General features: G+C 71.9%; 26 protein-coding genes. 9 read left to right on the plus strand and 17 right to left on the minus strand.

The genetic code is table 11. From position 1 onward, the window contains the following. The first annotated feature begins 49 nt into the window (after positions 1–49). Positions 50–829 carry an Fpg/Nei family DNA glycosylase gene (locus MXD64_RS16950; RefSeq protein ID WP_017885842.1) on the plus strand — a complete coding sequence of 260 codons (780 nt, stop codon included), beginning with the start codon at positions 50–52 and terminating at the stop codon, positions 827–829. Here the strand turns inward: MXD64_RS16950 and MXD64_RS16955 are convergent. Next, entirely contained in the window at positions 820–1,734 is a 915-nt protein-coding gene (locus tag MXD64_RS16955; protein ID WP_071250114.1) for a LysR family transcriptional regulator ArgP, read from the minus strand. The genes MXD64_RS16950 and MXD64_RS16955 overlap by 10 nt on opposite strands. Before the next feature lie 70 nt (positions 1,735–1,804). On the opposite strand from MXD64_RS16955, the gene MXD64_RS16960 reads away from it, so the two are divergent. Next, positions 1,805–2,566: a LysE/ArgO family amino acid transporter gene (locus tag MXD64_RS16960; RefSeq protein ID WP_214563054.1), complete on the plus strand. Its 762-nt coding sequence runs from the start codon at positions 1,805–1,807 to the stop codon at positions 2,564–2,566. A 101-nt stretch (positions 2,567–2,667) separates the two neighbouring features. Here MXD64_RS16960 and MXD64_RS16965 read toward each other — a convergent pair whose 3' ends face one another. The 3 genes from MXD64_RS16965 to MXD64_RS16975 form a co-directional block, all read right to left on the minus strand. Beyond that, the gene (locus MXD64_RS16965; protein WP_017885839.1) at positions 2,668–4,143 is read right to left on the minus strand and encodes an APC family permease; all 1,476 of its coding nucleotides are present in this window, start codon (positions 4,141–4,143) and stop codon (positions 2,668–2,670) included. 175 nt (positions 4,144–4,318) lie between these two features. Next, a complete protein-coding gene (locus tag MXD64_RS16970) occupies positions 4,319–5,191 on the minus strand; it encodes a hypothetical protein (protein WP_201300418.1) in 873 nt (290 codons plus the stop codon). Between the two features lie 18 nt (positions 5,192–5,209). Next, positions 5,210–6,031, minus strand: a complete 822-nt coding sequence (locus MXD64_RS16975) for an alpha/beta fold hydrolase (protein ID WP_214518564.1) — start codon at positions 6,029–6,031, stop codon at positions 5,210–5,212. 211 nt (positions 6,032–6,242) lie between these two features. Here MXD64_RS16975 and MXD64_RS16980 point away from each other — a divergent pair, with 211 nt between their 5' ends. After that, entirely contained in the window at positions 6,243–6,809 is a 567-nt protein-coding gene (locus MXD64_RS16980) for a hypothetical protein (RefSeq protein WP_263136848.1), read from the plus strand. A 9-nt stretch (positions 6,810–6,818) separates the two neighbouring features. Then, positions 6,819–7,412, plus strand: coding sequence for a TetR/AcrR family transcriptional regulator (locus MXD64_RS16985; protein ID WP_263136849.1), 594 nt, complete (start codon positions 6,819–6,821; stop codon positions 7,410–7,412). 11 nt (positions 7,413–7,423) lie between these two features. Here the strand turns inward: MXD64_RS16985 and MXD64_RS16990 are convergent, their stop codons facing one another. From MXD64_RS16990 to MXD64_RS17005, 4 genes are read right to left on the minus strand one after another with little or no spacing between them, the layout of a single operon-like run. Beyond that, on the minus strand, positions 7,424–7,684 hold the full coding sequence (locus MXD64_RS16990; RefSeq protein ID WP_017885834.1) for a type II toxin-antitoxin system RelE family toxin: 261 nt from the start codon (positions 7,682–7,684) through the stop codon (positions 7,424–7,426). Further along, on the minus strand, positions 7,681–7,941 hold the full coding sequence (locus MXD64_RS16995) for a type II toxin-antitoxin system prevent-host-death family antitoxin (RefSeq protein WP_031259153.1): 261 nt from the start codon (positions 7,939–7,941) through the stop codon (positions 7,681–7,683). Before MXD64_RS16995 ends, MXD64_RS16990 begins: the two co-directional genes overlap by 4 nt. Before the next feature lie 28 nt (positions 7,942–7,969). Further along, the gene (locus tag MXD64_RS17000) at positions 7,970–8,482 is read right to left on the minus strand and encodes a methylated-DNA--[protein]-cysteine S-methyltransferase (RefSeq protein WP_017885832.1); all 513 of its coding nucleotides are present in this window, start codon (positions 8,480–8,482) and stop codon (positions 7,970–7,972) included. Next, on the minus strand, positions 8,479–10,062 hold the full coding sequence (locus MXD64_RS17005) for an AlkA N-terminal domain-containing protein (RefSeq protein ID WP_263136850.1): 1,584 nt from the start codon (positions 10,060–10,062) through the stop codon (positions 8,479–8,481). The genes MXD64_RS17000 and MXD64_RS17005 overlap by 4 nt, the downstream gene beginning before the upstream one ends. Before the next feature lie 249 nt (positions 10,063–10,311). Between MXD64_RS17005 and MXD64_RS17010 the strand changes: the two genes are divergently transcribed. Further along, the gene (locus MXD64_RS17010; RefSeq protein ID WP_263136851.1) at positions 10,312–10,917 is read left to right on the plus strand and encodes a molybdenum cofactor biosysynthesis protein; all 606 of its coding nucleotides are present in this window, start codon (positions 10,312–10,314) and stop codon (positions 10,915–10,917) included. A 115-nt stretch (positions 10,918–11,032) separates the two neighbouring features. On the opposite strand, the gene MXD64_RS17015 is transcribed toward MXD64_RS17010, so the two are convergent. The 5 genes from MXD64_RS17015 to folE form a co-directional block, all read right to left on the minus strand. Further along, positions 11,033–11,575 (minus strand): type 1 glutamine amidotransferase domain-containing protein, encoded by a 543-nt coding sequence (locus tag MXD64_RS17015; protein WP_031259152.1) that lies wholly within the window; start codon positions 11,573–11,575, stop codon positions 11,033–11,035. 627 nt (positions 11,576–12,202) lie between these two features. Beyond that, on the minus strand, positions 12,203–12,856 hold the full coding sequence (locus MXD64_RS17020; protein ID WP_263136852.1) for an HAD-IA family hydrolase: 654 nt from the start codon (positions 12,854–12,856) through the stop codon (positions 12,203–12,205). 24 nt (positions 12,857–12,880) lie between these two features. After that, positions 12,881–13,630 (minus strand): pyrimidine reductase family protein, encoded by a 750-nt coding sequence (locus tag MXD64_RS17025; RefSeq protein ID WP_259553133.1) that lies wholly within the window; start codon positions 13,628–13,630, stop codon positions 12,881–12,883. After that, on the minus strand, positions 13,627–14,577 hold the full coding sequence (folP, locus tag MXD64_RS17030; protein ID WP_235517676.1) for a dihydropteroate synthase: 951 nt from the start codon (positions 14,575–14,577) through the stop codon (positions 13,627–13,629). Before folP ends, MXD64_RS17025 begins: the two co-directional genes overlap by 4 nt. Further along, on the minus strand, positions 14,574–15,185 hold the full coding sequence (gene folE, locus MXD64_RS17035; protein ID WP_214518595.1) for a GTP cyclohydrolase I: 612 nt from the start codon (positions 15,183–15,185) through the stop codon (positions 14,574–14,576). Before folE ends, folP begins: the two co-directional genes overlap by 4 nt. A gap of 157 nt (positions 15,186–15,342) precedes the next feature. Here folE and MXD64_RS17040 point away from each other — a divergent pair, with 157 nt between their 5' ends. Continuing rightward, positions 15,343–16,818, plus strand: a complete 1,476-nt coding sequence (locus tag MXD64_RS17040; protein WP_042537544.1) for an NCS2 family permease — start codon at positions 15,343–15,345, stop codon at positions 16,816–16,818. A 182-nt stretch (positions 16,819–17,000) separates the two neighbouring features. On the opposite strand, the gene MXD64_RS17045 is transcribed toward MXD64_RS17040, so the two are convergent. Further along, positions 17,001–17,453 (minus strand): hypothetical protein, encoded by a 453-nt coding sequence (locus MXD64_RS17045; RefSeq protein ID WP_017887957.1) that lies wholly within the window; start codon positions 17,451–17,453, stop codon positions 17,001–17,003. 133 nt (positions 17,454–17,586) lie between these two features. Here MXD64_RS17045 and MXD64_RS17050 point away from each other — a divergent pair, with 133 nt between their 5' ends. Together MXD64_RS17050 and MXD64_RS17055 are read left to right on the plus strand one after the other, a co-directional pair. Next, positions 17,587–17,853, plus strand: coding sequence for a hypothetical protein (locus MXD64_RS17050; RefSeq protein ID WP_056072109.1), 267 nt, complete (start codon positions 17,587–17,589; stop codon positions 17,851–17,853). 26 nt (positions 17,854–17,879) lie between these two features. Then, on the plus strand, positions 17,880–18,395 hold the full coding sequence (locus MXD64_RS17055; RefSeq protein ID WP_056072111.1) for a DUF1697 domain-containing protein: 516 nt from the start codon (positions 17,880–17,882) through the stop codon (positions 18,393–18,395). Positions 18,396–18,502: 107 nt separating this feature from the next. Here the strand turns inward: MXD64_RS17055 and MXD64_RS17060 are convergent, their stop codons facing one another. The 3 genes from MXD64_RS17060 to MXD64_RS17070 form a co-directional block, all read right to left on the minus strand. Beyond that, positions 18,503–19,270 carry an SDR family NAD(P)-dependent oxidoreductase gene (locus MXD64_RS17060; RefSeq protein ID WP_194589970.1) on the minus strand — a complete coding sequence of 256 codons (768 nt, stop codon included), beginning with the start codon at positions 19,268–19,270 and terminating at the stop codon, positions 18,503–18,505. Positions 19,271–19,456: 186 nt separating this feature from the next. Beyond that, a complete protein-coding gene (locus MXD64_RS17065; protein ID WP_017887953.1) occupies positions 19,457–21,967 on the minus strand; it encodes a glycoside hydrolase family 65 protein in 2,511 nt (836 codons plus the stop codon). A gap of 73 nt (positions 21,968–22,040) precedes the next feature. Further along, positions 22,041–22,814, minus strand: a complete 774-nt coding sequence (locus MXD64_RS17070; protein ID WP_042537551.1) for an HAD family hydrolase — start codon at positions 22,812–22,814, stop codon at positions 22,041–22,043. A 201-nt stretch (positions 22,815–23,015) separates the two neighbouring features. On the opposite strand from MXD64_RS17070, the gene MXD64_RS17075 reads away from it, so the two are divergent. After that, positions 23,016–24,371, plus strand: a complete 1,356-nt coding sequence (locus MXD64_RS17075; protein WP_071250089.1) for an APC family permease — start codon at positions 23,016–23,018, stop codon at positions 24,369–24,371. Positions 24,372–24,401: the final 30 nt, after the last annotated feature.

Raw genomic sequence — 24,401 nt, forward strand, 5'->3', positions numbered from 1 at the left:
GCGAGCCGCGCCTCCCGGCCGTGCGGTGACCACGTGCCGGAGGTGCCCCGTGCCTGAAGGCGACACCGTCTACCGTGCGGCACGCCGTCTGCACACCGCGCTGGCGGGCAAGGTCCTGACGAAGAGCGACTTCCGGGTCCCGGCCTTCGCCACCCTCGACCTGGTGGGGCGCACCGTCGACGAGGTCGTCCCCCGCGGCAAGCACCTGCTGCACCGGATCGGCGACCTGACCGTGCACTCGCACCTGAAGATGGAGGGCCGGTGGGACGTCTACGCGCCCGGTGACCGCTGGCGACGTCCGGCGCACCAAGCCCGGGCGATCCTGGACGCCGAAGGAGTCTCCACCGTCGGCTTCGCGCTCGGGGTGCTCGAGGTCGTCCCGCGCGACCAGGAGTCCGAGGTCGTCGGACACCTGGGGCCCGACCTGCTCGGCCCCGACTGGGACGCCGACCTGGCCCTCGCCAACCTGACGGAGGACCCCGAACGGCCGGTCGGGTTGGCGCTGCTCGACCAACGGGTGCTCGCCGGGCTCGGCAACGTGTACCGGAACGAACTCTGCTTCCTGCGCGGGGTGCTGCCGACGCGTCCGGCCGGCCAGGTCCCCGACCCGGCGCGCACGATCACGCTCGCCAGCCGACTGATCCTGGCGAACCGCGACCGCAGCGCCCGCGTGACCACCGGTGTCGACCGCCCCGGTCGACGGTTCTGGGTCTACGGTCGCGCCGGCAAGCCGTGTCTGCGCTGCGGGACCCCGATCCGGCACGGCGAACTCGGCGACTCGGAGCTCACCCTGCGCGACACCTACTGGTGTCCGCGCTGTCAGACCTGACGCACGGGGTGCAGGCGCTCCGCGGCGGTCACCCGGACCGCGTCGGTGACCCGTTCGAGGAGCGCTGACGCCAGGTTCCAGCGCTGCCACCACAGCGCGACGTCGGCGTGCCGACCCGGGGCCAGCTCGACCAGGACACCGCGGTCGATCGCGTCGAGGCACTGCGCCTCGGGCAGCAGCCCCCACCCGAACCCGAGCGTGACGGCGCGGGCGAAGTCGGCAGAGGTCGGGACGAAGTGGCGCGGGCCGCCGGGAGCGTGCCCCAGGACCTGGCGCAGGTACCCCTGCTGCAGGTCGTCGTCGCGGTCGTAGTCGACGAGCGGGACCTCGTCGAGCCGCCGGAGCATCCGCCGCTCGGTGCCGGTGTCGCCGAGGTACCGGGCGACGAACGCCGGTGACGCCACGGCCCGGTACCGATCGATGCCGAGCGGCACCGACGAGCAGCCCTGCACGGGGTCCGCCTCGGCCGTCACCGCGCCCATCACGGTGCCGGCGCGGAGCAGCTCGGCGGTGCGGTCCTGGTCTTCGCGGTGCAGGTCGAAGACCACCTCGGTGTCGGCCCGGACGAGGGCCAGAGCATCGAGGAACCAGGTGCCGAGCGAGTCGGCGTTGACGGCCAGCGGGATCGACGGCACCACCGAGGAGCCACCGCCGAGTGCACGGGAGGTCTCCTCGTCGAGCAGCCGGACCTGCCGCGCGTGCCGGAGCACCACCTCGCCGTCCGCGGTCGGGCGCACCGGGGTGGTGCGCTGGAGCAGGACCCGACCGACCTGCTGCTCCATCGACTTGATCCGCTGCGAGACCGCCGACGGGGTGATGGCCAGCGCGCGAGCCGCGGCGTCCAGGGTGCCGTGGTCGACGGCGGCGAGCAGCGTCTCGAGGTGTTCGCGCTGGAACCGGGACATACAGCTGAGCTTACGGCGCTGCAGGAACGTGAGCTGTACTGCACCGCGGCGACGCTCTAGCGTCGGATCCGTGACCACGCTCCTGCCCCTGCTCTCCGGCCTCGGCACGGGACTCGCACTGATCGTCGCGATCGGTGTGCAGAACACGTACCTGCTCCGGCTCGCGGTCAGCGCAGGACTCCGGGTGGTGGCCGCGGCGGTCGTGGTGTGCGCGGTCTCGGATGCGCTCCTCATCGTCGCCGGGGTGCTCGGGGTCGGCGCCGTGGTCGAGCGGTTCCCCGTGGCGCTCCTGGTGGTCCGGTTCGTCGGTGCCGCGTTCCTGCTCACCTACGGGGTGCTCGCGGCGCGGCGTGCGCTGCGGCCGTCGGGGGACGCGATGCGGGTCGCCGACGAGGCGGCCGACGACGGGGTCGTGGGCGCCGGTGCGGGCGCAGGCGCGGGGGTCGACACGGGCGCGGGCGCCGGTCCGGGGATCGACGCGACCGGGCGTTCGACGGTGGCGGCGGGGCGGACGCGCACCGTGCCTCCCGGCCAGGGTGTGACCATGCGGACGGCGGTGCTGACCATGCTCGTCTTCACGTGGGCGAACCCGCACGTGTACCTGGACACGCTGGTGTTCCTCGGGTCGGTGGCGAACCAGCAGGGTGCGGACGACCGGTGGCTCTGGACGATCGGTGCCGTCGCGGCGAGCTGCCTGTGGTTCGGTGCGCTCGGGTTCGGCGGTCGGCTGCTGCGGCCGCTGTTCGAGAAGCCGCTCACGTGGCGGGTGTTCGACGGCCTGGTCGCCGTCGTGATGCTCGCGTTCGGCGGGCTGCTGCTCGTCGGCGCGTAGCGGCTGCGGCGCGCTGCGGTCTGCAAAACACCGGTGTCCACACGTCGAACCGCGGTGTGCGGGTGTGCAACGTGCGAACACCGGTGTTTTGCGGGACGGCCCTACTGCATGCCCTGGCCGACGCGGCTGTGGCGGCGGCTGTACCCGAAGTAGATGACGAAGCCGATGACCAGCCAGACGACGAACCGGAGCCAGGTCTCGACCTCGAGGTTCAGCATCAGCCAGAAGCACAGCACCGCCGAGATGATCGGCAGCACGGGCGACCACGGCACCCGGAAGGCCCGCGGGGCATCGGGCCGCGAACGACGCAGCACGACGATGCCGATCGACACCAGGACGAACGCGGACAGCGTGCCGATGTTGATCATGCCCTCGAGCTTGTCGACCGCGGTGAACCCGGCCAGCAGCGCAACGACGACACCGGCGACGACCTGCACGCGCACCGGCGTCTGCGTCTTCGGGTTGGTCTTGGAGAACCAGCGGGGCAGCAGGCCGTCGCGGCTCATCGAGAAGACGATGCGGGACAGGCCGAGCAGCAGCACCATGACGACGGTGGTCAGACCGATCAGCGAGCCGATGGCGATGATGCCGGCGGCCCACGGCAGCCCGACGATGTCGAACGCCGAGGCCAGCGACGGTGCCTTCTCCTCCGCCAGGCGCTGGTACGAGACCATGCCGGTGATGACGATGCTGACGCCGACGTAGAGCAGCGTCACGATGCCGAGGCCGATGAAGATGCCGCGGGGCAGGGTCTTCTGCGGGTTCTCGGTCTCCTCGGCGCTCGTGGCGACGACGTCGAAGCCGATGAAGGCGAAGAACACCAGGGACGCCGCGGCGAGCAGGCCGAAGACGCCGTACTGGGCAGGCTCCGCACCGGTGAACCACGACACGAGCGACTGGGTCCAGACGCTGCCCTCGGCGCCCTTGGCGGGCTCGGCCGGCGGGATGAACGGGGTGAAGTTGGCGGCCTTGACGAAGAACGCACCGGCGACGATGACGAACACGACGATGGCGACCTTGATGACGGTGATGACCGCCGACACCCGCGACGACAGGCGGGTGCCGAAGGCGAGGAGCACCGTGAAGATCCCGACGATGAGCACCGGACCCCAGGTGAACGGGATCGGACCGAGCTGGATCGTGCTGGGCAGGGTCACGCCGAAGACGTCGAACGCGGTGCTGAGGTAGATGCCCCAGTACTTCGCGATCACGGCACTGGCGGTGAGGGTCTCGAGGATGAGGTCCCAGCCCACGATCCAGGCGAGCAGCTCACCCATCGTGGCGTAGGTGAACGTGTACGCGGAGCCGGCGACGGGGATCGTCGACGCGAACTCGGCGTAGCACATGATCGCCAGGCCGCAGGTGACGGCGGCGAGCAGGAAGGAGACGATCACGCCGGGCCCGGCGAAGTTCGCGGCGGCGTTCGCGCCGACCGAGAAGATGCCGGCGCCGACGGCGACCGCGATGCCCATCGCGGCGATGTCGAACGTCTTCAGGGAGCGTTTCAGGGACCTGCCCTGCTCCTCGGAGTCGGCCAGGGAGGCCTCGATCGACTTGATGCGGATCTTCGTTGCCATGGGTGGATCCCGTCATCGGCTGGCGGCGGACCTCGGAAGGGTACTGGTGTACCACTGTGTCACGCAAAGCGTCCGGCCGGACGGTGGGCCGGTCCGGCGACGGACGGGAGGCGCGGTGGCGGTCCAGCGCGCACCGCTCGGTCGGCGGGCGGGTGCGTCCAGGGCCGCGGCCGCGTCAGCGCGCGGCGCGCCAGTCCGCCAGGAACCGGGCGCCGGCCTCGTCGTGGATGACGCCGTCGGGCGCGGTGAGCACCGGGTACGGCGTGGCCGGCACACCGTCGGCAGGACGGACGTCGACGTGCGCGACCTCGTACCCGTTGGCGTGCAGCCAGTCCGCCATGGCGTAGTCGCTGCGGGAGTCGCCCACGGTGCGCCAGGTGATCGGGAGCTCGCCGTCCTGCCCGAGGAGTTCGAGCGACCGCTCGGCGCCCAGGTCCTTGCCGCTGCGGTCGGACTCGACGTCGGTGGAGATGATGGTCGGGTCGATGCGCCACTGCACGGCACCGTCGGCGTCGGGTCGGACATCGTCGAGGCGGCGGACACCGAGGCCACGACGCTCGAGCGCGGCCATCGCCTTCGCGTCGAACTCCGGCTGGCGGGCGAGGTACGTGGCGTTCGGCACCTCGACGCGCTGCTCGATCGACACCATCGCGCGCTTCGTCTCGTCGAAGAACACCAGGTCGGCGTACTCGGCGCGGACCAGCTCGCGCATCTCGTCGGCGTAGTCCCGCGGCAGCGCGAGGTCCTCGGCGACGGTCAGCTCACCCATGCCGCCGTCGTACTGCGGGCCGATCGAGCACCACACGGCACCCTTCTCGCAGACCGCGTGCACCCGGCCGCCCTCGGCGAGGCCACCGGCGAGCAGCGGGCCGACGACCTCGGAGCGGATGAAGGCGTCGCTGCGGCCGGTGTTGAAGACGATCGGGATGCCCTCGGCAGCGAGCGCGACGAGGTCCGCGACGATGCTCGGGATCGCGATGGTGCGGGAGACCGGGCTGGCGATGGGCCCGTCGACGTCGAGCAGGAGACCGAGGCGGGGTGCGTTCACCAACCCATCCTCTCGCAGTCAGCTGCTGGGCGAGACGATTGGGCTCCGGACGCGGTCGATCAGTGCTCCGAGGGCGGCGGGGGCGGGGACGTGTCCCTGCCCGGGTACCTCCGCGTACTCCGAACCCGGCACCGCGTCCACGACGGCGCGGGCCGCACGACGCATCCACTCGAGACCGTCACCGCCGGCGCCGACGAGCACCGGCACGCCGACGGCTGCGGCGACCCGCTCGGGCACGGCGAGGCCGTTCAGCACCCGGACCTCGCGGCTGAGCACGTGGGCGTCGACGACCAGGGAGCGCCAGAGCGAGCCCTTGAGTCGGAGCGCCGTGACCTGGCCCATCGGGAGCCCGAGCACCTGGGTCAGGAAGCCGCGGACGGCCTGGGTGCGGCGGCCGGCGACCACGTGCTCGTCGAGCAGGTCGGCGAAGACGACGTCGTCGGCGTGCGGGTCGACCGAGGCGCGGTACGGCGGTTCCCACAGGACGGCACCGTCGACGGGCAGGCCGGTGGCGAGGCCGTGCAGGACGACACCGGCACCGACGCAGATCCCGACGGCGGTCGTGGGGACGCCGACGCTCTCGACGACGGCGCGGAGGTCGTCGACCTCGCGCTCGATCGCCCACGACGCCGAGTCGCCGCTGGCACCGCGACCGCGTCGGTCGTAGGTGACGACACGATGGGTGGGAGCGAGCTCGGCGACCACGCGGTCGAGGTACGGGGTCCCCCGGTGGTCGAAGGCACCGCCCACGACGACGACCGCCGGTCCGTCCCCTGCCTCGGACACGGCGATGGTGGTGCCGTCGGAGGAGACGACCGTTCGGTCGACGGGAGGGAGCATGGGGTCCTTTGCGGGCTGTCGACGGCGATGCGTCGGGCCTCGGAGGGGACCGTGCGGATTACCGGTGCTCCGAGTGTCGCAGGCGTGGGAGCCCGTGTCTCCCCCCGCTTCCAGGGGCAGAACACCGCCGCTCGACACCGCGGCGGTCGCCGTGCGATGCTTGTTGAGTACACCTGTACTCAGACGATCAGCGACACTGCATCGGGGAACCATGACACTCATCGCCATCGTCGCCTGCGAGATCGCCTTCTGGGTCGCGATCCTCGGCGGCCTGACCACCCGGTACCTGCTGCGACGGCCGCGCACGGGTGCGGCGATGCTCGTCGCGGCCCCCGTGATCGACGTCGTCCTGCTCGCCGTCGTCACGGTCGACCTGCTCGGTGGTGGGACCGCGACGTGGCACCACGGCCTCGCCGCGATCTACATCGGCTTCTCGGTCGCGTACGGGCACCGGATGATCGCGTGGGCGGACGTCCGCTTCACGCACCGGTTCGCCGGCGGTCCGGCACCCGAACGGCTGAGTGGACGGCGGTACACGGCCCGGTGCTGGGGCGACGTGCTGCGGACCGGGCTCGCCGTGCTGATCGCCGGTGGGATCGTCGGCGGACTCGTCCTCGTCGTCGGCGACCCGGAGCGCACGGACGAGCTGCAGGGCACGGTCGCACTGCTCGGGGTGGTCCTGGGCGTCGAACTGCTGTGGGCGATCAGTTACACGATCTGGCCGCGCCGAGTCACCTCCGCAGCCGCGGACCCGGCCGGCGCGTCGAGCCGGCCGTAGGCTGACCCGGTGCCCCGCCGTGTCGACCTCGAGGAACGGGGATCCCTGGTGGCCGCGGCCTGCCTGCGGATCCTGGAGCGGGACGGCCTCAGCGCACTGTCCGTGCGGAACGTCGCGGACGAGGCCGGCATCGCCCCGGCGTCACTCCGCCGCGTGTTCCCGACGCAGGACGCCCTGCGCGAGCACTGCCTGACGATCATCGAGGAACGGGTCACCGCTCGGCTCGCCGCCCTGCGTTCGACGGGTCGTGCGCTCGCACTGGACGTCCTCGCCCAGGTGCTGCCGCTCGACTCCGAGCGCACGACCGAGATCCTGGCGCAGGTGCAGCTCGGCGTGCTCGCGCGCACCGACGAACACCTGGCTGCGAGCGCCCGACGCCTGAACGACGGGGTCAGCCGGGTGTGCACCCGGGCGCTGGAGATCCTGCGCGAGGACGGCAGCCTCGGCGCCGATCGCGACCTGACCGACGAGGCGGACCGGCTGCACGCGCTGATCGACGGGCTGGCGATCGAGCACACGTGGGACCCGACGGCGCGTGCGCCGGAGCGGGTCCTGGCGCTGGTCGAACTGCACGTGGACAGCCTGCGCGGCACGATCGGCTGACGACTGACGGCTCAGCGGTCCCGGTAGACCTCGCGCCGGTGCCCAGCGTCGACGACCACCACGACGAGCTTGCCGTCGTCGATCCGGTAGATCAGTCGGTAGTCCCCCGAGCGGACTCGCCATCCGGGCCGGTTCACGAGCTTGCGTGCGGCGGGTGGCCGGGGGTGCTCGGCGAGGATCGCGAGGAGCCCCTCGATCCGCCGCCGTCCGTCGAGCGGGAGCTTGCGGATGACGCGTTGCGCGGCCGGGATGACCTCGACCGAGTACGTCACCCGAGGCCGAGTTCGCGCTTGAGGTCGTCCCACTTGACGTTCTCGCCACCGATGCGGGCACTCTCGGCGACGGCTTCGTCGTAGGCGACCAGGTCGTCCAGGTCCTCCGCCGCCTCGAGCAACCGGTCGAGGACGGCCGCGTCGACCACGGCCGCGACGCGCTTGTTGCGCCGGGTCAGGTAGACGGGTGCATGCCGGGCGTCGTCGATGATCGACGCCAGACGGCCACGGGCTTCGGAGATCGACACTTCGCTCACCTGTACATTCTAGAGCGTTTTGTACAATTCAGACGAGTGCCGTGGTGCCGACCGACTCTCGTTCGAGCAGGGACCGCTTGACGTCGAGCCCCCATGCGAAGCCCCCGAGCGTGCCGTCGGAACGCAGCACCCGGTGGCACGGGACGAACAGTGCCGGGGCGTTCCGGGCGCACACGCTCGCCGCCGCCCGTACGGCGTCGGGTCGCCCCATCGCCGCCGCGAACCCGGTGTAGGTCAGCGTGCCGCCGGCGGGGATCCGGCGGAGCTGCCTCCACCCCTCGGTGAAGAGTTCGGTGCCGAACTGCCGCACGGGCACCTGCATGGCGTGCTCGACCTCGCCCGAGTAGAAGGCGTCGACCGCGTCGGCCGAGGCGACCACGCCGTCGAGGACGCGGTCGGGGCGGTGCCGGTCGGCCAGGCGGGCGAGGATCCGCTCGACGGAGTCGGTCCACCCGGAGGCGAGGACCCTGCCCTCGGCGTCTTCGAGCACGGTGAACGGCCCGTCGGGGGTGTCCAGGGTCTGGATGGTTGCGTCGGTCATCGGTCGTCCTTCCGGGGGTCCTCGGGGGCACGGGCTGCACGGGTGCCGGCGGTCGCGGTCATCGCGCGGTCGATGATCGGTCGCCAGCAGTGCATCGTGAGGTAGCTCCGCCAGGGGGCCACCTGCTCCGACCATAGGGAGAGCTCACGCGCCGTACCGGGCAGCCCGAGTTCCTGTGCACCGTTCCGCACGGCGAGGTCGCTGTGGAGGAAGATGTCGGGGTGGTGCCGGACCCGCAGCGCGACGTAGTCGGCGGTCCACGGCCCGATGCCCTTCACCGCGAGCAGTCCGTCGCGCAGGTCACCGAGGGACTGCGCGCCGTCCACCACCAGGGACCCGTCGGCGAGCGCCGCAGCCACCCGCAGGATCGTGTCGACGCGCGCGGCCGGACCACGCAGGACCTCGTGCCCGCGTTCGGCGACCACCGCTGCGGACGGGAACAGCAGCCCACCGGGCCGGATCGCGTCGGGCACCGGCGCACCGAGCGCGGCCACGAGCCGGGTCTGGGCGGTGCGCGCCGCGGCCACCGAGACCTGCTGCCCGATCAGGGTGCGGAACACGATCTCGTGGGCGTCCACCGCGCCGGGCAGCCGCAGGCCGGGCACCCGTGCGACGGGGCCGGCGAGCTCGGGCACGGCTCCGAGGACGGCGTCGACCGCCACCGGGTCGGCATCGAGGTCGAACAGCGCACGCACCCGCGCCACGAGCGCGGGCAGGTCGGACAGGTCGGCGACGCGCACGCGCAGGTCGATCCCGGTGCCCCGACCGGGCACGTCGGGGACGGCGGCCGACGCGCTGAACCAGCCCGGGCCTCCAGGCAGGTCGACCAGCCGCCCGTACGACGTGACCCGGCCGGTGGGGTCGGTGTCCACTTGCTCCGTGCCCGGCAGAGCGTGCAGCGCGTGCCAGTCGAGCAGGCCCTGCGCGTCGAAGGGCGCCCGGGCCGGCAGGTGGACGTGCAGTGCGCCGTCGGGGTCGCCGTCGCCTCGGCCGACCCGGCGTGCGCGGAGCTCGGTCGGGGTGACGGCGAAGACCTCGCGCACGGTGTCGTTGAACTGTCGGACGCTGGCGAACCCCGCGGCGAACGCGACGTCGGCGACGGGCAGGTCCGACGAGGTGAGCAGGGTGCGGGCCGTCTGCGCGCGGTGTGCTCGACTGAGCGCCTTCGGCCCGGCACCCAGCTCGGCGGTCATGATGCGGTTGAGCTGCCGCTCCGAGTAGCCCACGCGCGCGGCGAGCCCGGGGACGCCGTCGCGCTCGACGACGCCGTCGAGGACGAGGCGCATCGCCCGTCCGGCGACGTCCTCGCGCAGGTCCCACTCGGGGCTGCCGGGGGTCGCCTCGGGCAGGCAGCGCTTGCAGGCACGGAAGCCGGCCAGGTGTGCTGCGGCACTCGTTCGGTAGAAGGTGACGCCCGTGACCTTCGGTGTGCGGGCCGGGCAGCTCGGGCGGCAGTAGATGCCGGTGGAGTGCACGGCGGTGACGAACTGGCCGTCGAACCGAGCATCGCGCGAGGCGACGGCGCGGTGTCGCTCGGCGTGCAGCGCGTCGTGCTGCGCGTCGGTGTCCGGGCTGGTCATGGCCTCAGCCTGGCACGCGCCACCGACGTCGACTGGCGGGAATCGGACGGAGCAGCGCAGGGCCTGGTGGCCACGACGCCGCCGTCTCGTCGAGACGCCGCCGACCGCGCGAGACGCCGCCGGAATCCGCGGCGTCTCGCGGAGAACGCGGCGTCTCGCGAAGAAGCCGGCGTCCCGGCACCACGACGGCGTGTCACCGCAGGCGGACACGGCAGCGCACGGCCGGGAGGCCCGGCTAGCGTTGGCAGCGTGACCCCAGCAGACGACGTGGCCGGGCTCGACGACCTGCCGTTCCGGACCGAGGTACAGATCGCACTGCTGCTCGTCTCACCGCGGCACCGGTACGAGGGGCGCCCGGCCGACGGCGCGCTGCCACCCCGGTCGACGGACCCGGACGAACGGCGCGACCGGATCGAGCTGCGTGCCGGGCTCGGGATCGTCGGCGACCGCTACTTCGCCGCGCGGGCACACGTGCACGCCTCGGTCACCGTGATCGGCCTCGAGGGGCTCGAGGCGGTCGGTCAGGCGATCGGCACCACCGTCGACCCCGTCGCCAGCCGGCGGAACGTGTTCCTGCGCGGCGCCGACGTCGAAGCGCTGCGGGGCCAGCCGTTCTCGTTGGAGAGCCTGCTCCCCGGTGGCGACGGCAGCGGCAGCGGCGACCTCGGTCGTGCCGTCCGGTTCCGTGGCTACCGTGCGGCGAACCCCTGCGCCTGGATGGACCACGAGGTGGCCCCCGGTGCGTTCCGGGCGATGCGCGGCCGGGGCGGCGTGCGGTGCGATCCGGAGTCCGACGGTGTGCTCGCCCTCGGTCCGGCGGTGCTCCGCACTGCCCGCCCCGTGCCGCTCGGCTGACGCCGGCGACGTCGGGCGCCCGGGCGTACCCGAGACTCGGCTCGGCGGACACTTCGTCGACAGCCGGAGGCGCACGGTGTCCGGTCGGCCGAGACTCGGCTCGGCGACGAGGCGCTCAGGCGGTGAGGGCGCTCTCGATCGCGTCGACGAACGCCGGCAGGTCGTCCGGGGTGCGGGAGGTGATGAAGCCGCCGTCGACCTGGACCTCCCGGTCGACCCACTCGGCACCGGCGTTGCGCAGGTCGGTCTGCAGCGACGGGAACGAGGTGACGGTCTTGCCGGACAGCACGCCCGCCTCGACGAGGGTCCACGGGCCGTGGCAGATCGCCGCGACCGGCTTGCTCGCCTCGGCGAAGGCCTGCACGAGCGTCGCCGCGCGGGACTCCTGGCGCAGCGTGTCGGCGTTGATCGTGCCACCGGGGATGACGAGGGCATCGAAGTCGTTCGCGTCGACACCGGCGAGGGTGGTGTCGGGCTCGAGGGTCTGCCCCGGGTCCTTGTCGCCGACCAGGGTCTGGATCGTGCCGGTCTCCTTGGCCGCCACGGTCACCGAGGCACCGCGCTCGCGCAGCTGCTCGGTGGGGACGACGATCTCGTCCTGCTCCACGCCGTAGTTCGTCGTGATGACGAGGATCTTCTTGCCGTCGAGGGTTGCCATGATCGCTCCTTCCGCGGCCCGGTCGTTCCGGCCGCACACCCGAGGGTCGTCGGGGTCGGCTGGGCAGTCCTCCAGGAGCGGTCCGGCGCCCGGCTGACTGGTCACGACACCCCGCCCAGGTCCGCCCGGCGGTCACGACATGTCGGCTGGCGGCGGCGCAGCCGACGGGTCGCGACCACTCGGCGCACGCCGGGCGGGGCGCCGTGGACGCGCCCACGGTCGGACGGGAGGCACGGTTCGGGCCCGCCACGGGCCTCCAGGCCGACAGCGCGACCGGTCGCAACTCCCCGCTCACGTCCGCGCGGTGGCCACGAAGTGTCGGCTGGCGACGGCGCAGCCGACGGTTCGCGACCACTCGGCGCACGCCGGGCGGGGTGTCCTGACCGGCCGGCGGGGCGCCGTGGACGCGCCCACGGCCGGACGGGAGGCACGGTGCGGGCCCGCCACGGGCCTCCAGGCCGACAGCGCGACCGGTCACGACTCCCCGCTCAGGTCCGCGCGGCGGTCACGAAGTGTCGGCTGGCGGCGGCGCAGCCGACGGTTCGCGACCACTCGGCGCAGGGCGGGCGGGGTGTCCTGACCGGCCGGGGCGGCAGACCCCCCCGCAGGGCAGGACGGGTGCCTCGCTCAGCCCCGGATGCGGAAGGCGCCGCCGTCGCGCTCCACGGTCAGCCCGTCGTACCCGTGCACCCGGTGCAGCCCGGCGGTCACGGGGTGCTCGAGGGGACCGACGACGACCGTGGTCGCACCGGAGGCGATGGCGGACTCGAGGCCGGCGGGGGCGTCCTCGAACGCCACGCAGTCGGCGGGGTCGACACCGAGCAGGGCGGCGCCGCGCAGGTAGCCGTCGGGGTGGGGCTTGCCGTGCTCGACGTCCTCCGAGGGGACGAAGGCCTCGGGCACGGCGAACCCGGCGGCCGCCATCCGGCCCGCGGCGAGGTCACGCGGCGCGCTCGTCACGAGGGCGACCGGGACGCCGAGGTCGACGAGGCGCTGCACGAAGGCGACGGCGCCGGGGATCTCGAGGATGCCCTCGGTGCTCGCGGTCTCCTCGGCGACGAGCTCCGCCGCGATCCGCTGCTGCTCGGCCAGGGGCAGGTCGGGCAGGAAGCGCCGCAGGGTGTCGATCGCCTGCCGTCCGTGCGAGAACGCGAGGATCTCGTCGGGGTCGATGCCGTTCGCGTGGCCGAACCGGGTCCAGGTCGCCTCGACCACCGCGGTCGAGTCGACGAGGGTCCCGTCCATGTCGAAGAGGACCCCGGACGCCACGATGTCGATCACGCGCCCGACCCTAGCCCAAGGGGGTCAGCGCGCCCGGACGTACCGCGTGAGCAGCACGTCGCCGGCGCCGAGCAGCACGTGCGCCGGTCGCATCCGCCGGAGCTCCGGGGACGACCCGCGGGCGATGCGCGGTCCCTCCCCGCCCTCGAGCGACGGGTCGATCGTCAGGGTCAGCTCGTCGACGGCGTCCGCGGCGACGAGCGCCCCGAGGAACGACGGACCACCCTCGCAGTGGATCGTTCCGAGGCCACGATCGGCCAGCAGACCGCGGATCCGTCCGGCGTCCACCGAGTCGGGGTCGTCGTCCGCGCTGCAGGGCACGATGTCGGCCACCTCGGCGAGCGCCCGGGCCGTCGCCGAGGCAGCCGCCGTCGCCGAGGTCAGGACGATCGGCCGCACCGGCGCCTCGGTGAAGACCCGCGACGCCGGGTCGAGCGACAGCGACCCGGTGACGATCGCGAACACGGGGTGGTCCGGCATGCCGTGGGCCCGACGCCAGGCAACGTCGGCGTCGTGCAGGACCATCGGCCCGTAGCCCTCGTCACGGACGGTGCCGGCGGCGACGAGCACGACGTCGGCCACGCGGCGGAGCAGGTCGAAGACCCGCAGGTCGTCGTCGCCGCCGAGCGACCCGGACACCCCGGCGGCCGAGGCCGAGCCGTCCAGCGTCGCGACGAAGTTCACGCGGAGCCAGGGGTCCCCGACGTCGGCGGTGTAGAGCTCGAGCAGGTCGTCGTCGGACAGGTCCGCGATCGACGGGGGCAGGACGGTCACGTGTTGTGCCTCGATTCCACGGGGGTGCGCCATCCGAGGGTGGCCTCGACCATGCGCATCGCGTCGACGCTCTCGGCGACGTCGTGCATGCGGACGATCCGGGCGCCGAGCATCGCGCTCACGGTCGCGACGGCGAGCGATCCGGAGAGCCGTTCCCCGCGGGGGCGTCCGAGCGACTCCCCGACGAAGTCCTTGTTCGACACCGCGGCGAGCACCGGGTAGCCGAGCGCGACGACCTCGGGCAGGCGCCGGGTGATCTCGAGGGTGTGCACGGTGTTCTTGTGCAGGTCGTGGCCCGGGTCGACGATGATCCGCGACTCCGGGATGCCCGCGGCGAGCGCCCGGTCGACCCGTTCGCGCAGGAACGCGACGACCTCGCCCGCGATGTCGGCGTACTGCGGTGGAGCCGGCAGGGGACGACGGGGTTCGGCGAGCGAGTGCGTGATGACGACGGTGGCCTCGGAGTCGGCGACCACGGCGGCCATCCGCGGGTCGGACAGGCCGGTGGTGTCGTTGACGACGGTCGCGCCGGCTGCGATCGCCGCCGCGGCGACCTCGGGTCGGAAGGTGTCGACGCTGATGACGACGTCGGACTGCTGGGCGAGCTGCTCGACGACGGGGACGACCCGGTCGATCTCGTCGGACGCGGGCAGCTCCGGGCCGGGGGCGAACTTCACGCCGCCGATGTCGACCCAGTCGGCACCCTGCTCGGCTGCGCGGACCGAGGCGGCGACGGCCCGGTCGAGCTCGAAGGTGGCGCCGCGGTCGTGGAACGAGTCCGGGGTGCGGTTCACGATCGCCATCACGGCGATGCGGTGGTCGAAGTCGATGGTGCGGCGTCCGAACGTCCGGACCGGGTGCCGCAGGTCCGGCACGACCCAGCCGGGTCCGGCCGCGTCGGGTCCGCCCGCGGCGTGTTCGCCCGAGACGTGCGGGAGGCCGGTCATGCGCCCGCCTCGGCAGTCGCCACGCCCGCGGCATCGGTCCCACGCCCCGCGCCGATGAGCGCGATCGCCTCGGCCCGTCCCGCGGTGTCGGCCAGCGAGCCGGTCGCCGCGACCGTCACCGTCGTCGAACCGGTCTGGCGCTCCCCACGCGTCGTCACGCACTGGTGCTGCGCGTCGAGGACCACCAGGACACCCTCGGCGCCGAGGCCCTCGGCGATGGTCGCGGTGACCTGTTCACCGAGCCGCTCCTGCAGCTGCGGGCGGGAGGCCACCGCGTCGAGCACCCGTGCCAGCGTGCCGAGGCCGATGAGCCGTTCCCCCGGGGCGTACGCCAGGTGCGCGACCCCGAGGAACGGCAGCAGGTGGTGCTCGCAGACGGATCGGAACTTCACGTCGCGGACGATGACGAGCCGACCGCGTTCGCCGTCCTCGGCGTGCACGGTGCCGTCCCGGGCGATCGCGACCGCATCGGTGCCGATCCCGGAGAAGAACTCGGAGTACGAGTCGGCGACCCGGGCGGGGGTGCGGGTGAGTTCCGGGCGGTCGGGGTCCTCGCCGATGGCGAGCAGCAGCTCGCGGACGGCGGCCTCCACACGGGCGCGGTCCATGTGTGACGTCACCCGCTCATCCAACACCAGCCCTGGCCGGAGAACGCGGGCAGACGCCCAGCGCGACGTGCGCGACCCGCGTGGGACGGGCCTCCCGGCCGCCGGAACCTGTGAGACCGGTGTGACACGCCCGAAACCCAGCGTCCTTTAAACTCTCGTGGTGAGCGCCCCGCAGACCGACACCACGCCCCGGAACCGCTTCGCGACCGGCCTCGATCGATTCTTCTCCATCACGCAACGCGGATCGTCGATCCCCCGCGAGGTCCGCGGTGGCCTCGTCTCGTTCGTCACGATGGCCTACATCGTGATCCTGAACCCCCTCATCCTCGGTGGGTTCAGCGCCGACCAGGCCGCGAAGGACGTCAACGGCGGGTGGCTCGAGAACGCTCAGGTGGCGGCGGCGACCGGCCTCGTCGCCGGCGTCATGACCATCGCGATGGGCATCATCGCGAACCTGCCGTTCGGCATCGCCGCGGGGCTCGGGATCAACTCGTTCCTCGCCGTCAGCGTCGTGCACCAGGTCACCTGGGCCGAGGCGATGGGCCTGGTCGTCATCAACGGCGTGATCATCGTGATCCTCGCGTTGACGGGCATCCGGACGATGATCTTCACCGCCGTACCGGCTCAGCTGAAAGCCGCGATCACCGTCGGCATCGGCCTGTTCATCGCGTTCATCGGGCTCGTCGACTCCGGCTTCGTGCGGTCCTCCGGGAACCCGTCGCCACCGCTGCAGCTCGGTGAGGACGGTTCCGTCGGGGCGCTGCCGACCGTCGTGTTCCTGATCGGCCTGATCATCATCGGCACGCTCATGGCCCGCCGGGTCAAGGGTGCGCTGCTCATCGGCATCGTCGCGACCACGATCATCGCGATCATCCTGCAGGCGATCTTCCAGGTGCCGACCTCGGTCGACTCGAAGACCGGCTGGAACCTCAACGCCCCCGGTCTGCCGAGCGCACTGTTCGCCGTGCCGGACCTGTCGCTCGTCGGCCACGCCGACGTCGTCGGCGCCTTCACCCGCATCGGCCCGCTCGCCGCGTCGATGCTCGTCTTCACCCTCGTGTTCACGAACTTCTTCGACGCGATGGGCACCATGACGGGGCTGGCCAAGGCCGCCGGTGTCGCGAAGCCGGACGGCACGTTCCCCCGCCTGAAGTCGGCGCTCGTCGTCGAGGGCGTCGGCGCGATCGCCGGTGGTGGCGCGTCGGTGTCGTCGAACACCGTCTTCATCGACTCGGCCTCCGGCATCGGCGAGGGTGCCCGCACGGGCATGGCCTCGGTCGTCACCGGGCTGCTGTTCCTGGCGTCGATGTTCCTCACGCCGCTCACCCAGGTCGTCCCGCTCGAGGTCGCCGCCGCCGGGCTCGTCGTCGTCGGTGCGCTCATGGTCGCGCAGGTCGCGGACATCTCGTGGTCGGACTTCGGCTCGGCCCTGCCGGCGTTCCTGACGATCGTCGTCATGCCGCTGACCTACTCGATCGCGAACGGCATCGGTGCCGGCTTCATCAGCTGGGTGCTCATCAAGCTGCTGTCCGGCCGTGGCCGCGAGGTCTCGTGGCTGCTCTACGTCGTCGCCGCGGGCTTCCTGCTGTACTTCGCGCGGGGGCCGCTGGAGACGATGCTCGGCGTCGGTTGAGGCTTGCTGCGGGGCCTTGCTGATCGGGGTCTGACGCAAGACGCCGGCGTGTCACCGAGACGCCGCCGAATCCGGCGGCGTCTCGACGTTTCCGGGGCGTGTCCGGATGACGCCGGCGTCTTCCGCAGGACGCCGGCGTCTTCCGTCGGCCACGTCGGCCGCGTCGGCCTGGAGGCCCGTGCTCAATCCGGCAGGTCGCTCGGCGTCGCCTCGTGGTGGCGCTGGTCCTGGGTGCGTCGGTCTTCCTTCATGCCCGCCTCGAACAGGTGGCGGCGGCCCTGCACGAGCTCGTCCCGCGCGGTGCGCTCGAGCTCCTTGGCGAGGGCGTAGTAGCCGTCGTCGTAGTCCTCGACGATCTGGAACGTCCAGCGGCCCGCGATGACGTTGCGGCCCACGAGTTCGGTGTCGATTCGCTCGGCGAGTTCGGTGTGCCCGGCCTTCCGGAGCTGCTCGACCGCTTCACCGAGGTTCAGGTCGGCGGTGCCGGTCAGGCGGTGGAACCCGTAGAGCAGGCCACGGGCGTGCTCGATGACCTCGACCGCCGCGGACAGGCTGCCGAGCGCCTCGACCGTGGCCTCGGACACCCCCTCGGGAACCTGGTGCTGTGCGTCGGGGCCTTGTGCGTCGTTCGTCATGGGTCCCGTCTACACGAGGGTTGCTGCGTCGTTCGAGGGGTTCGTCCACGACCCGCCGAGGTCCACTGCCGGTGGTTGCGACGTCGGAGGTCGACACCTACCATTCGAACACACGTTCGAACGAGGAGACCCGATGATGATCACCGAAACGGCCGCCACGGTGTGGTGGGCCGAGGGCACGCCGACCCGGCTGGTGTGGGCCGGACGGCGTTGGCGGGTGAGCGACACCCCCACGCGGCTGACCGTGACGCGCGCCGAACTGCCGACCGCGATCACGCACGCACCCGAGCGCACCGTGGGCTGGCGGTTCCAGGCGACCAGCGACGACGACGGTGAGGCGCTGGTGGTCGACATCGTCCCGCAGGGCTCCGGTTGGGGCGTGGCCCGGACGTGGACGTGAACGGCTCGGACCGCTAGCGTCCGGACATGGACAGGTGGGTGGCGCTGCTGCGCGGGGTCAACGTGAACGGCATCACGATCCGCAGCGCCGAACTCGCGGAACTCTTCCGGGGGCTCGGGTTCGACGACGTCCGCACCGTGCTCGCCTCGGGCAACGTCGTGTTCGCAGCCGACGTGCCCGCCGGACGGCTCAAGACGTCGATCGAGCAGGGGCTGCGCGACCGGTTCGGGTACGACGCCTGGATCGTGCTCGTCCGGCACGACGCCCTCGCCGCTGTCGTCGACGGGTTCCCCTTCGCGCGTGACGACGATCGGCACGACTACGTCGTGTTCGGGTCCGAGGATGCAGCGCTCGACGCCCTGGTGGCCGACCTCGAGTTCGACGACGCGGTCGAGCAGGTCGCGCGCGGGAACGGCGTCGTCTACTGGTCGTGCCCGAAGGGGTCGAGCACCGACACGGTGTTCGCCAAGCGGGCCGGCGCCGCACGCTTCAAGCGCACGACGACGACCCGCAACACGAACACCCTGCGGAAGCTCCTGTGACGCTCGTGCACTCGAAGCGGGCCGAGACTCGCTCCCGCGGACGATCCGGGCGTTCCTGACCGCCCGAAGTGTCCGCCGGGCCGAATCTCCGCCGACGCGGCGGAGGCTCAGGCCTGCGGAGGCTGCCCGTTGCTCGCCATGGTGCCGCCGTCCACCGGCAGGACCGCGCCCGTGATGAACGACGCAGCGTCGCTGGCCAGGAACAGGATCGCCTCGGCGACCTCGGCGGAGCGACCCCCACGGCCGAGCGCGATCCGCTCCTCGAACTTCGACTGCAGGGCCTCGTCCTCGGCCTGCTCCTGGGTCAGGTCGGTCCAGATGAGTCCCGGAGCGACGGCGTTCACGCGGACGCCGAACTGCCCGTTGTCGAGCGCGGCCGCCTTCGTGAAGTTCGTGACGCCGCCCTTCGCCGCGTTGTACGGGCTCATCCGCCAGTCGGCGTCCTCACCGGAGACCGACGACGTGTTGACGATCGAACCCTTCGTCTCGCGCAGGAACGGCAACGCTGCCCGGGTGCCGTAGAACACCCCGGACAGGTCGGTCTCGATGACGCGGCGCCACTCGGCCGTGCTGATGTCGGTGATGTCGCCCGAGCTGAAGGTCCCGGCGTTGTTCACCAGGACGTCGAGCCGGTCGAAGCGGTCGATCGCCGCGGAGACGACGGTCTCCCAGTCCTCCGGGCTCGCCACGTCGGCGTGCAGGGAGACGACACGGTCGGTCGGCAGGGAGTCTCGCACCGTGCGGACCTTCTCCTCGACGCTGTCGGTCAGCACGACGGACGCACCCTCGTCGACGAACGCGCGCGCCGTCGCTGCGCCGATGCCCGAACCCGCGCCCGTGACGATCGCGACCTTGCCCTCGAACCGGTTGCCCATGATGTCTCCTCTCGTTGCACGAACCGTGCCCGGGGAGACGCCATCGACCCGAAGGGCACGGCAGACCACGGTGCCCGGGGGCGACTGAACGCGTTCGGAGGTGCCGGGAGCACGCGCCGCGCACGTCACCCCGGCACCGCGAGGCGGGACCGGGGCGACGTGTGACCGCGGGCGGAGGAACCGGTGTCAGGCGGTCGTCTCGTCGAGGTCGAAGTCGCGCTCGAGCGAGATCGTCGGGATCGACGCGGTGATCACCGAGCCGTCGGCACGCAGCGTGCCCTGGATGTCGCTCGTGGTCGGAGCGTGCCCGGACATCCGCGGCCCGTGGTGCGGCAGCGGCACCACGGTGGGCTCCCCCGCCTCGATGTCCCACTGCTGGTTGTGCACCCACACGGTGAAGCCCGCACCGGTCTCGACCGTGAGCGTCATGGTGTCCTGCTCCAGGTCGATCCGCACGCGCGAGCCGCGCACCGTCAGGCGGTAGGACAGACGGTCCCAGTGCTTCGGCAGCCGCGGGTTGAAGGTCATCCGGCCACCGTGGTCGCGCATGCCGCCGAAGCCGTTGACCAACGCACCCCAGATGCCACCGGTCGACGCGATGTGCACGCCGTCCGAGGTGTTGCCGTGCAGGTCCGCCAGGTCGACGTAGAGCGCGGTCTGGAAGTACTGGTCGGCGAGGTCGTGGTAGCCGACCTCGGCCGCCATGATCGACTGCACGACCGCCGACAGCGTGGAGTCACCGGTGGTGAGTGCGTCGTAGTAGTCGAAGTCGCGACGCTTCTCGGCCGCCGTGAACTCGTGCCCCTGCAGGAACAGTGCGAGCACGACGTCGGCCTGCTTGAGCACCTGGAACCGGTAGATCACCAGCGGGTGGTAGTGGAGCAGCAGCGGGCGCTTGGAGTCGGGGGTGTTCTCGAGGTCCCAGAGTTCCTTGTCGAGGAACTGGGCGTCCTGCGGGTGGATGCCGCGGTGCGGGTCGAAGGGGATCTCCATCGACTCGGCGGCGTGCTCCCACTCGACGAGCTCGTCGGGGCGCAGGCCGGTCCGGCGCACCATGCGGTCGTACTCTTCGGCGTCGTCGGCGGCGAGCTCGCGGCAGGCGTTGACGGCGAACCACAGGTTCGCACGCGCCATCACGTTCGTGTAGAGGTTGTCGTCGACGACGGTCGTGTACTCGTCCGGTCCGGTCACGCCGTCGATGTGGAACTTCTTGTCGCCGTTGGACCGCCAGAACCCGAGGTCGGCCCAGAGTCGGGCGGTCTCCACGAGCACGTCGATGGCGCCGCGCTTCAGGAACTCACGGTCGCCCGATGCCCGCACGTACTGCATGAGTGCATGGGCGATGTCGGCGTCGATGTGGTACTGCGCGGTGCCGGCGGCGTAGTACGCGCTGGACTCCTCGCCGTTGATGGTCCGCCACGGGAACAGCGCCCCGCGCTGGTTCAGCTCGCGGGCTCGCGCCCGTGCCGCGTCGAGCATGTTGTAGCGGAAGCGCAGGGCGTTCCGGGCAACGATCGGCGCCGTGTACGACAGGAACGGCAGGACGTAGATCTCCATGTCCCAGAAGTAGTGGCCGCCGTAGCCGGAGCCGGTGACGCCCTTCGCGGCGATGCCGTGGCCGTCGGTGCGGGCCGTGGCCTGCGCGAGCTGGAAGAGGTTCCACCGCACGGCCTGCTGGATCGCGGGCTGGCCGGTGATCTCGACGTCGCTGCGTGCCCAGTAGTCGTCGAGCCACTCGCGCTGCTTCGCGAAGGTCTCGTCGACGTTCTCGGCGTGTGCGCGGTCGAGCGTGCGCTCGCACCGGTCGGCGAGCTCACGCACGGGCACGCCGCGCGAGGTGTGGTAGACCACGTGCTTCACGAGGCGGATGGGCTGACCGGCGCGGGCCTGCACCCGGTAGACGTGCTTCGCCAGGTCGTCCTCGATCGACGACGACTCGTCCCAGCTGTTCTCGGTCTCGATGTGGTGCTCGACGCCGACGCAGATCGTCATGCCGGAGCTGGACGCCTGGTACCCGAGGACCGAACGGTCACCGGTGCTGCGCTTGACCTTCGGCACGAGCACCCGCTCGGTGAACGACTCGGCCTTGCGGGGGTCGAAGGCGTTCGCCGCGGCCCGCATGCCGGCGTGGTACTCGTCCTGCACGTCCTGGCGGTTGAGGATCTGGCTGGACAGCAGGATCGAGGCGTCTGCGTCGAGCACGGTGACCTCGTAGTCGATGACGGCGAGGTGCCGGTCGGTGAACGACACGAGCCGGCGCGACCGGATGAGGACCCGCTTGCCGGACGGCGTCGACCACTCGGTCTCGCGGAACAGGTACCCGCCACGGAACTCCAACCGGCGGGTGTGCCGCAGGATGTCGGCCTCGGCCAGCACCAGGGGCTCGTCGTCGACGTAGAGGCGGATGACCTTGGCGTCGGGCGCGTTGATGATCGTCTGCCCGGTCTTCGCGAAGCCGAAGGCGTCTTCCGCGTGCCGGATCGGCCAGGTCTCGTGGAAGCCGTTGACGTACGTGCCGTACTGCACGCCGCCACGGCCTTCGTCGAGGTTGCCGCGCAGGCCGAGGTACCCGTTGCCGACAGCGAAGTTCGTCTCGGCGACGCCCTGCTCGTCGGGGGTGTACTCGGTCTCGACGAGGGCCCACTCGTCGATCGGGTAGCGGACGCGGTCGAGGGGGTCCGAGGTGATGGGGTTCATGCTGCTCCGTGGGAAGGGAGGGAGATGGGTACGTCGGTGCGGCGGGCAGGCAGGGAGCGCCCGGCCGGGTGGCCTACGTCGTGCTGGTGCTGGCGACCGGTGCGGGCAGGTCGTCGAGGAGTTCGGCGAGGTCGGACACCACGACGTCGGCACCGTGCTCGCGCAGGGCGTCCGCCCCGGCACCGCGGTCGACACCGATGACCAGACCGAACGAACCGTTGCGGCCGGCTTCGACCCCGCTCGTCGCGTCTTCCACCACGGCGCACTCGGCGGCGGTGAGCCCGAACCGGGTTGCCGCGTCGAGGTAGGTGTCGGGTGCTGGCTTGCCGGTCAGGCCGTCCTGGCGCGCGACGAGCCCGTCGACGACGACCGGGAACCGGTCGAGGATGCCCGCGGTCCGGAGCACCGAGTTGGCGTTCGCCGAGCTCGAGACGACCGCGACGGACAGACCGGCGTCGATCGCGGCGGTCAGGAACCGCAGCGAGCCCGGGTAGGGCTCGACACCGTGCTCGTCGAGCTCGGCCGTGAACTCCGCGTTCTTCCGGTTGCCGAGTCCGCACACCGTGTCGGTGTCGGGCGCGTCGTCCGGGGTGCCCTGCGGCAGGTCGATGCCACGCGACTCGAGCAGCGAGCGCACGCCGTCGTACCGGGGCTTGCCGTCGATGTACGTGAAGTAGTCCTGCTCGGTGTACGGCGCGACCCCGTGCGCTTCGAGGTACGGCGTGAAGAGCCGGCTCCAGGCCCGCATGTGCACGTCGGCGGTGGGGGTGAGCACGCCGTCGAGGTCGAACAGGAGCGCTCGCTGGTCACTGAGTCGAGCGGGCGTGCGCTGGTCCTGCGTCGTCATCTGCGGTCCTCCGGGGACTGGTGGTGGACGTGTGGCTCCCGACGAGTCTAGGACCGCTCCAGGTGCCGGGTCCCGACGCGCCGCACGCTGTGGAGAGAGTTCACCAGGGGCTGCACTGTGCAGGGGGAACCCCCTCCGCGGCGCACCTGTGAAGCCTCCGAGACACACCCCGGCACGCTGACCCGGACGAAAGGCACCTTCATGACCAGCGACACCACCGCCGCACCCCACGACGGCTCGCAGTCGAAGCTCCGCCAGGCGATCACCGGCCCGCTGCTGTTCCTCTTCATCCTGGGCGACGTGCTCGGCGCCGGCATCTACGCGTTGATGGGGACCCTGGCGGAGGACGTCGGCGGAGCGCTCTGGGCACCGTTGGTGCTCGCGCTCCTGCTGGCCCTGCTCACCGCGGGGTCGTACGCCGAACTCGTGACGAAGTACCCGAAGGCGGGCGGTGCCGCGGTCTTCGCCGAACGGGCCTACAAGACGCCGATCGTCTCGTTCCTGGTCGGCTTCAGCATGCTCGCCGCCGGTGTCACGAGCGCCGCCGGGTTGTCACTCGCCTTCGCCGGCGACTACCTCGGCACCTTCGTCGACCTGCCTCCGGTGCCCACCGCGATCGTCTTCCTCGCCCTGATCGCCTGCCTGAACGCCCGCGGCATCTCCGACTCGCTCAGGAGCAACGTCGTGATGACGGTCATCGAGGTCTCCGGCCTCGTCATCGTGGTCGTCGTCGTGGCCGTGATGCTCGGCGGGGGCGGCGGCGACGTCTCGCGCATCGGCGCGTTCCCGTCCGAGGCGAACCCGGCCCTGGCGACGCTGAGCGCCGCGATCGTCGCCTACTACTCGTTCGTCGGCTTCGAGACGTCCGCCAACATCGCCGAAGAGGTCCGCGACCCCCGCCGCGTCTACCCGAAGGCCCTGTTCGGCGCCCTCGCCACGGCCGGTGTCGTCTACGTCCTCGTCGCCCTCGCCAGCGCGATCGCCCTGCCCGCGTCCGAGCTGTCCGAGTCCAGCGGCCCGCTGCTCGCGGTCGTCTCCGCCACCGGCGTCCCGATCCCTGACTGGGTCTTCAGCCTCATCGCCCTGGTCGCCGTCGCGAACGGCGCGCTGCTCACGATGATCATGGCGAGCCGCGTGACCTACGGCATGGCCGAGCAGCGGCTCCTGCCCGCCCTGCTCGCGAAGGTCCTGCCGAACCGGAAGACCCCGTGGACCGCGATCGTCGCCACGACGGTCGTCGCGATGCTCCTGACCCTGGTGGGTGACGTGGGCGTGCTGGCCGAGACCGTCGTGCTCCTGCTGCTCTTCGTGTTCATCAGCACGAACGTCGCCGTCCTGGTGCTCCGCCGCGACCACGTCGAGCACGACCACTTCCGGGTCTGGACCTTCGTCCCGGTGCTCGGGGTGCTGTCGTGCGTCCTGCTGCTCACGCAGCAGAGCGGCCAGGTCTGGCTCTACGCCGCGATCCTGCTCGCCGTCGGCGTGGTGCTCTACTTCATCGCCCGGTTCACCGGGCGCCGTTCCGGACGCGACCACGAGGCGGGCGTGATCCACTGACGTCGCGCACCACGGGCCTCCAGGCAGACC

The sequence above is a fragment of the Curtobacterium sp. Arg-1 genome (assembly GCF_025643395.1).
Taxonomy (GTDB): Bacteria; Actinomycetota; Actinomycetes; order Actinomycetales; family Microbacteriaceae; genus Curtobacterium; species Curtobacterium poinsettiae.

Coding starts and splice junctions, on each gene's coding strand:
- MXD64_RS16955 (WP_071250114.1), bottom strand. CDS start 1,734: ATGTCCCGGTTCCAGCGCGAACACCTCGAGACGCTGCTCGCCGCCGTC.
- MXD64_RS16965 (WP_017885839.1), bottom strand. CDS start 4,143: ATGGCAACGAAGATCCGCATCAAGTCGATCGAGGCCTCCCTGGCCGAC.
- MXD64_RS16975 (WP_214518564.1), bottom strand. CDS start 6,031: ATGCTCCCTCCCGTCGACCGAACGGTCGTCTCCTCCGACGGCACCACC.
- MXD64_RS16980 (WP_263136848.1), top strand. CDS start 6,243: ATGACACTCATCGCCATCGTCGCCTGCGAGATCGCCTTCTGGGTCGCG.
- MXD64_RS17000 (WP_017885832.1), bottom strand. CDS start 8,482: ATGACCGACGCAACCATCCAGACCCTGGACACCCCCGACGGGCCGTTC.
- MXD64_RS17005 (WP_263136850.1), bottom strand. CDS start 10,062: ATGACCAGCCCGGACACCGACGCGCAGCACGACGCGCTGCACGCCGAG.
- MXD64_RS17015 (WP_031259152.1), bottom strand. CDS start 11,575: ATGGCAACCCTCGACGGCAAGAAGATCCTCGTCATCACGACGAACTAC.
- folP (WP_235517676.1), bottom strand. CDS start 14,577: ATGACCGGCCTCCCGCACGTCTCGGGCGAACACGCCGCGGGCGGACCC.
- folE (WP_214518595.1), bottom strand. CDS start 15,185: ATGGACCGCGCCCGTGTGGAGGCCGCCGTCCGCGAGCTGCTGCTCGCC.
- MXD64_RS17045 (WP_017887957.1), bottom strand. CDS start 17,453: ATGACGAACGACGCACAAGGCCCCGACGCACAGCACCAGGTTCCCGAG.
- MXD64_RS17050 (WP_056072109.1), top strand. CDS start 17,587: ATGATGATCACCGAAACGGCCGCCACGGTGTGGTGGGCCGAGGGCACG.
- MXD64_RS17055 (WP_056072111.1), top strand. CDS start 17,880: ATGGACAGGTGGGTGGCGCTGCTGCGCGGGGTCAACGTGAACGGCATC.
- MXD64_RS17060 (WP_194589970.1), bottom strand. CDS start 19,270: ATGGGCAACCGGTTCGAGGGCAAGGTCGCGATCGTCACGGGCGCGGGT.
- MXD64_RS17065 (WP_017887953.1), bottom strand. CDS start 21,967: ATGAACCCCATCACCTCGGACCCCCTCGACCGCGTCCGCTACCCGATC.
- MXD64_RS17070 (WP_042537551.1), bottom strand. CDS start 22,814: ATGACGACGCAGGACCAGCGCACGCCCGCTCGACTCAGTGACCAGCGA.
- MXD64_RS17075 (WP_071250089.1), top strand. CDS start 23,016: ATGACCAGCGACACCACCGCCGCACCCCACGACGGCTCGCAGTCGAAG.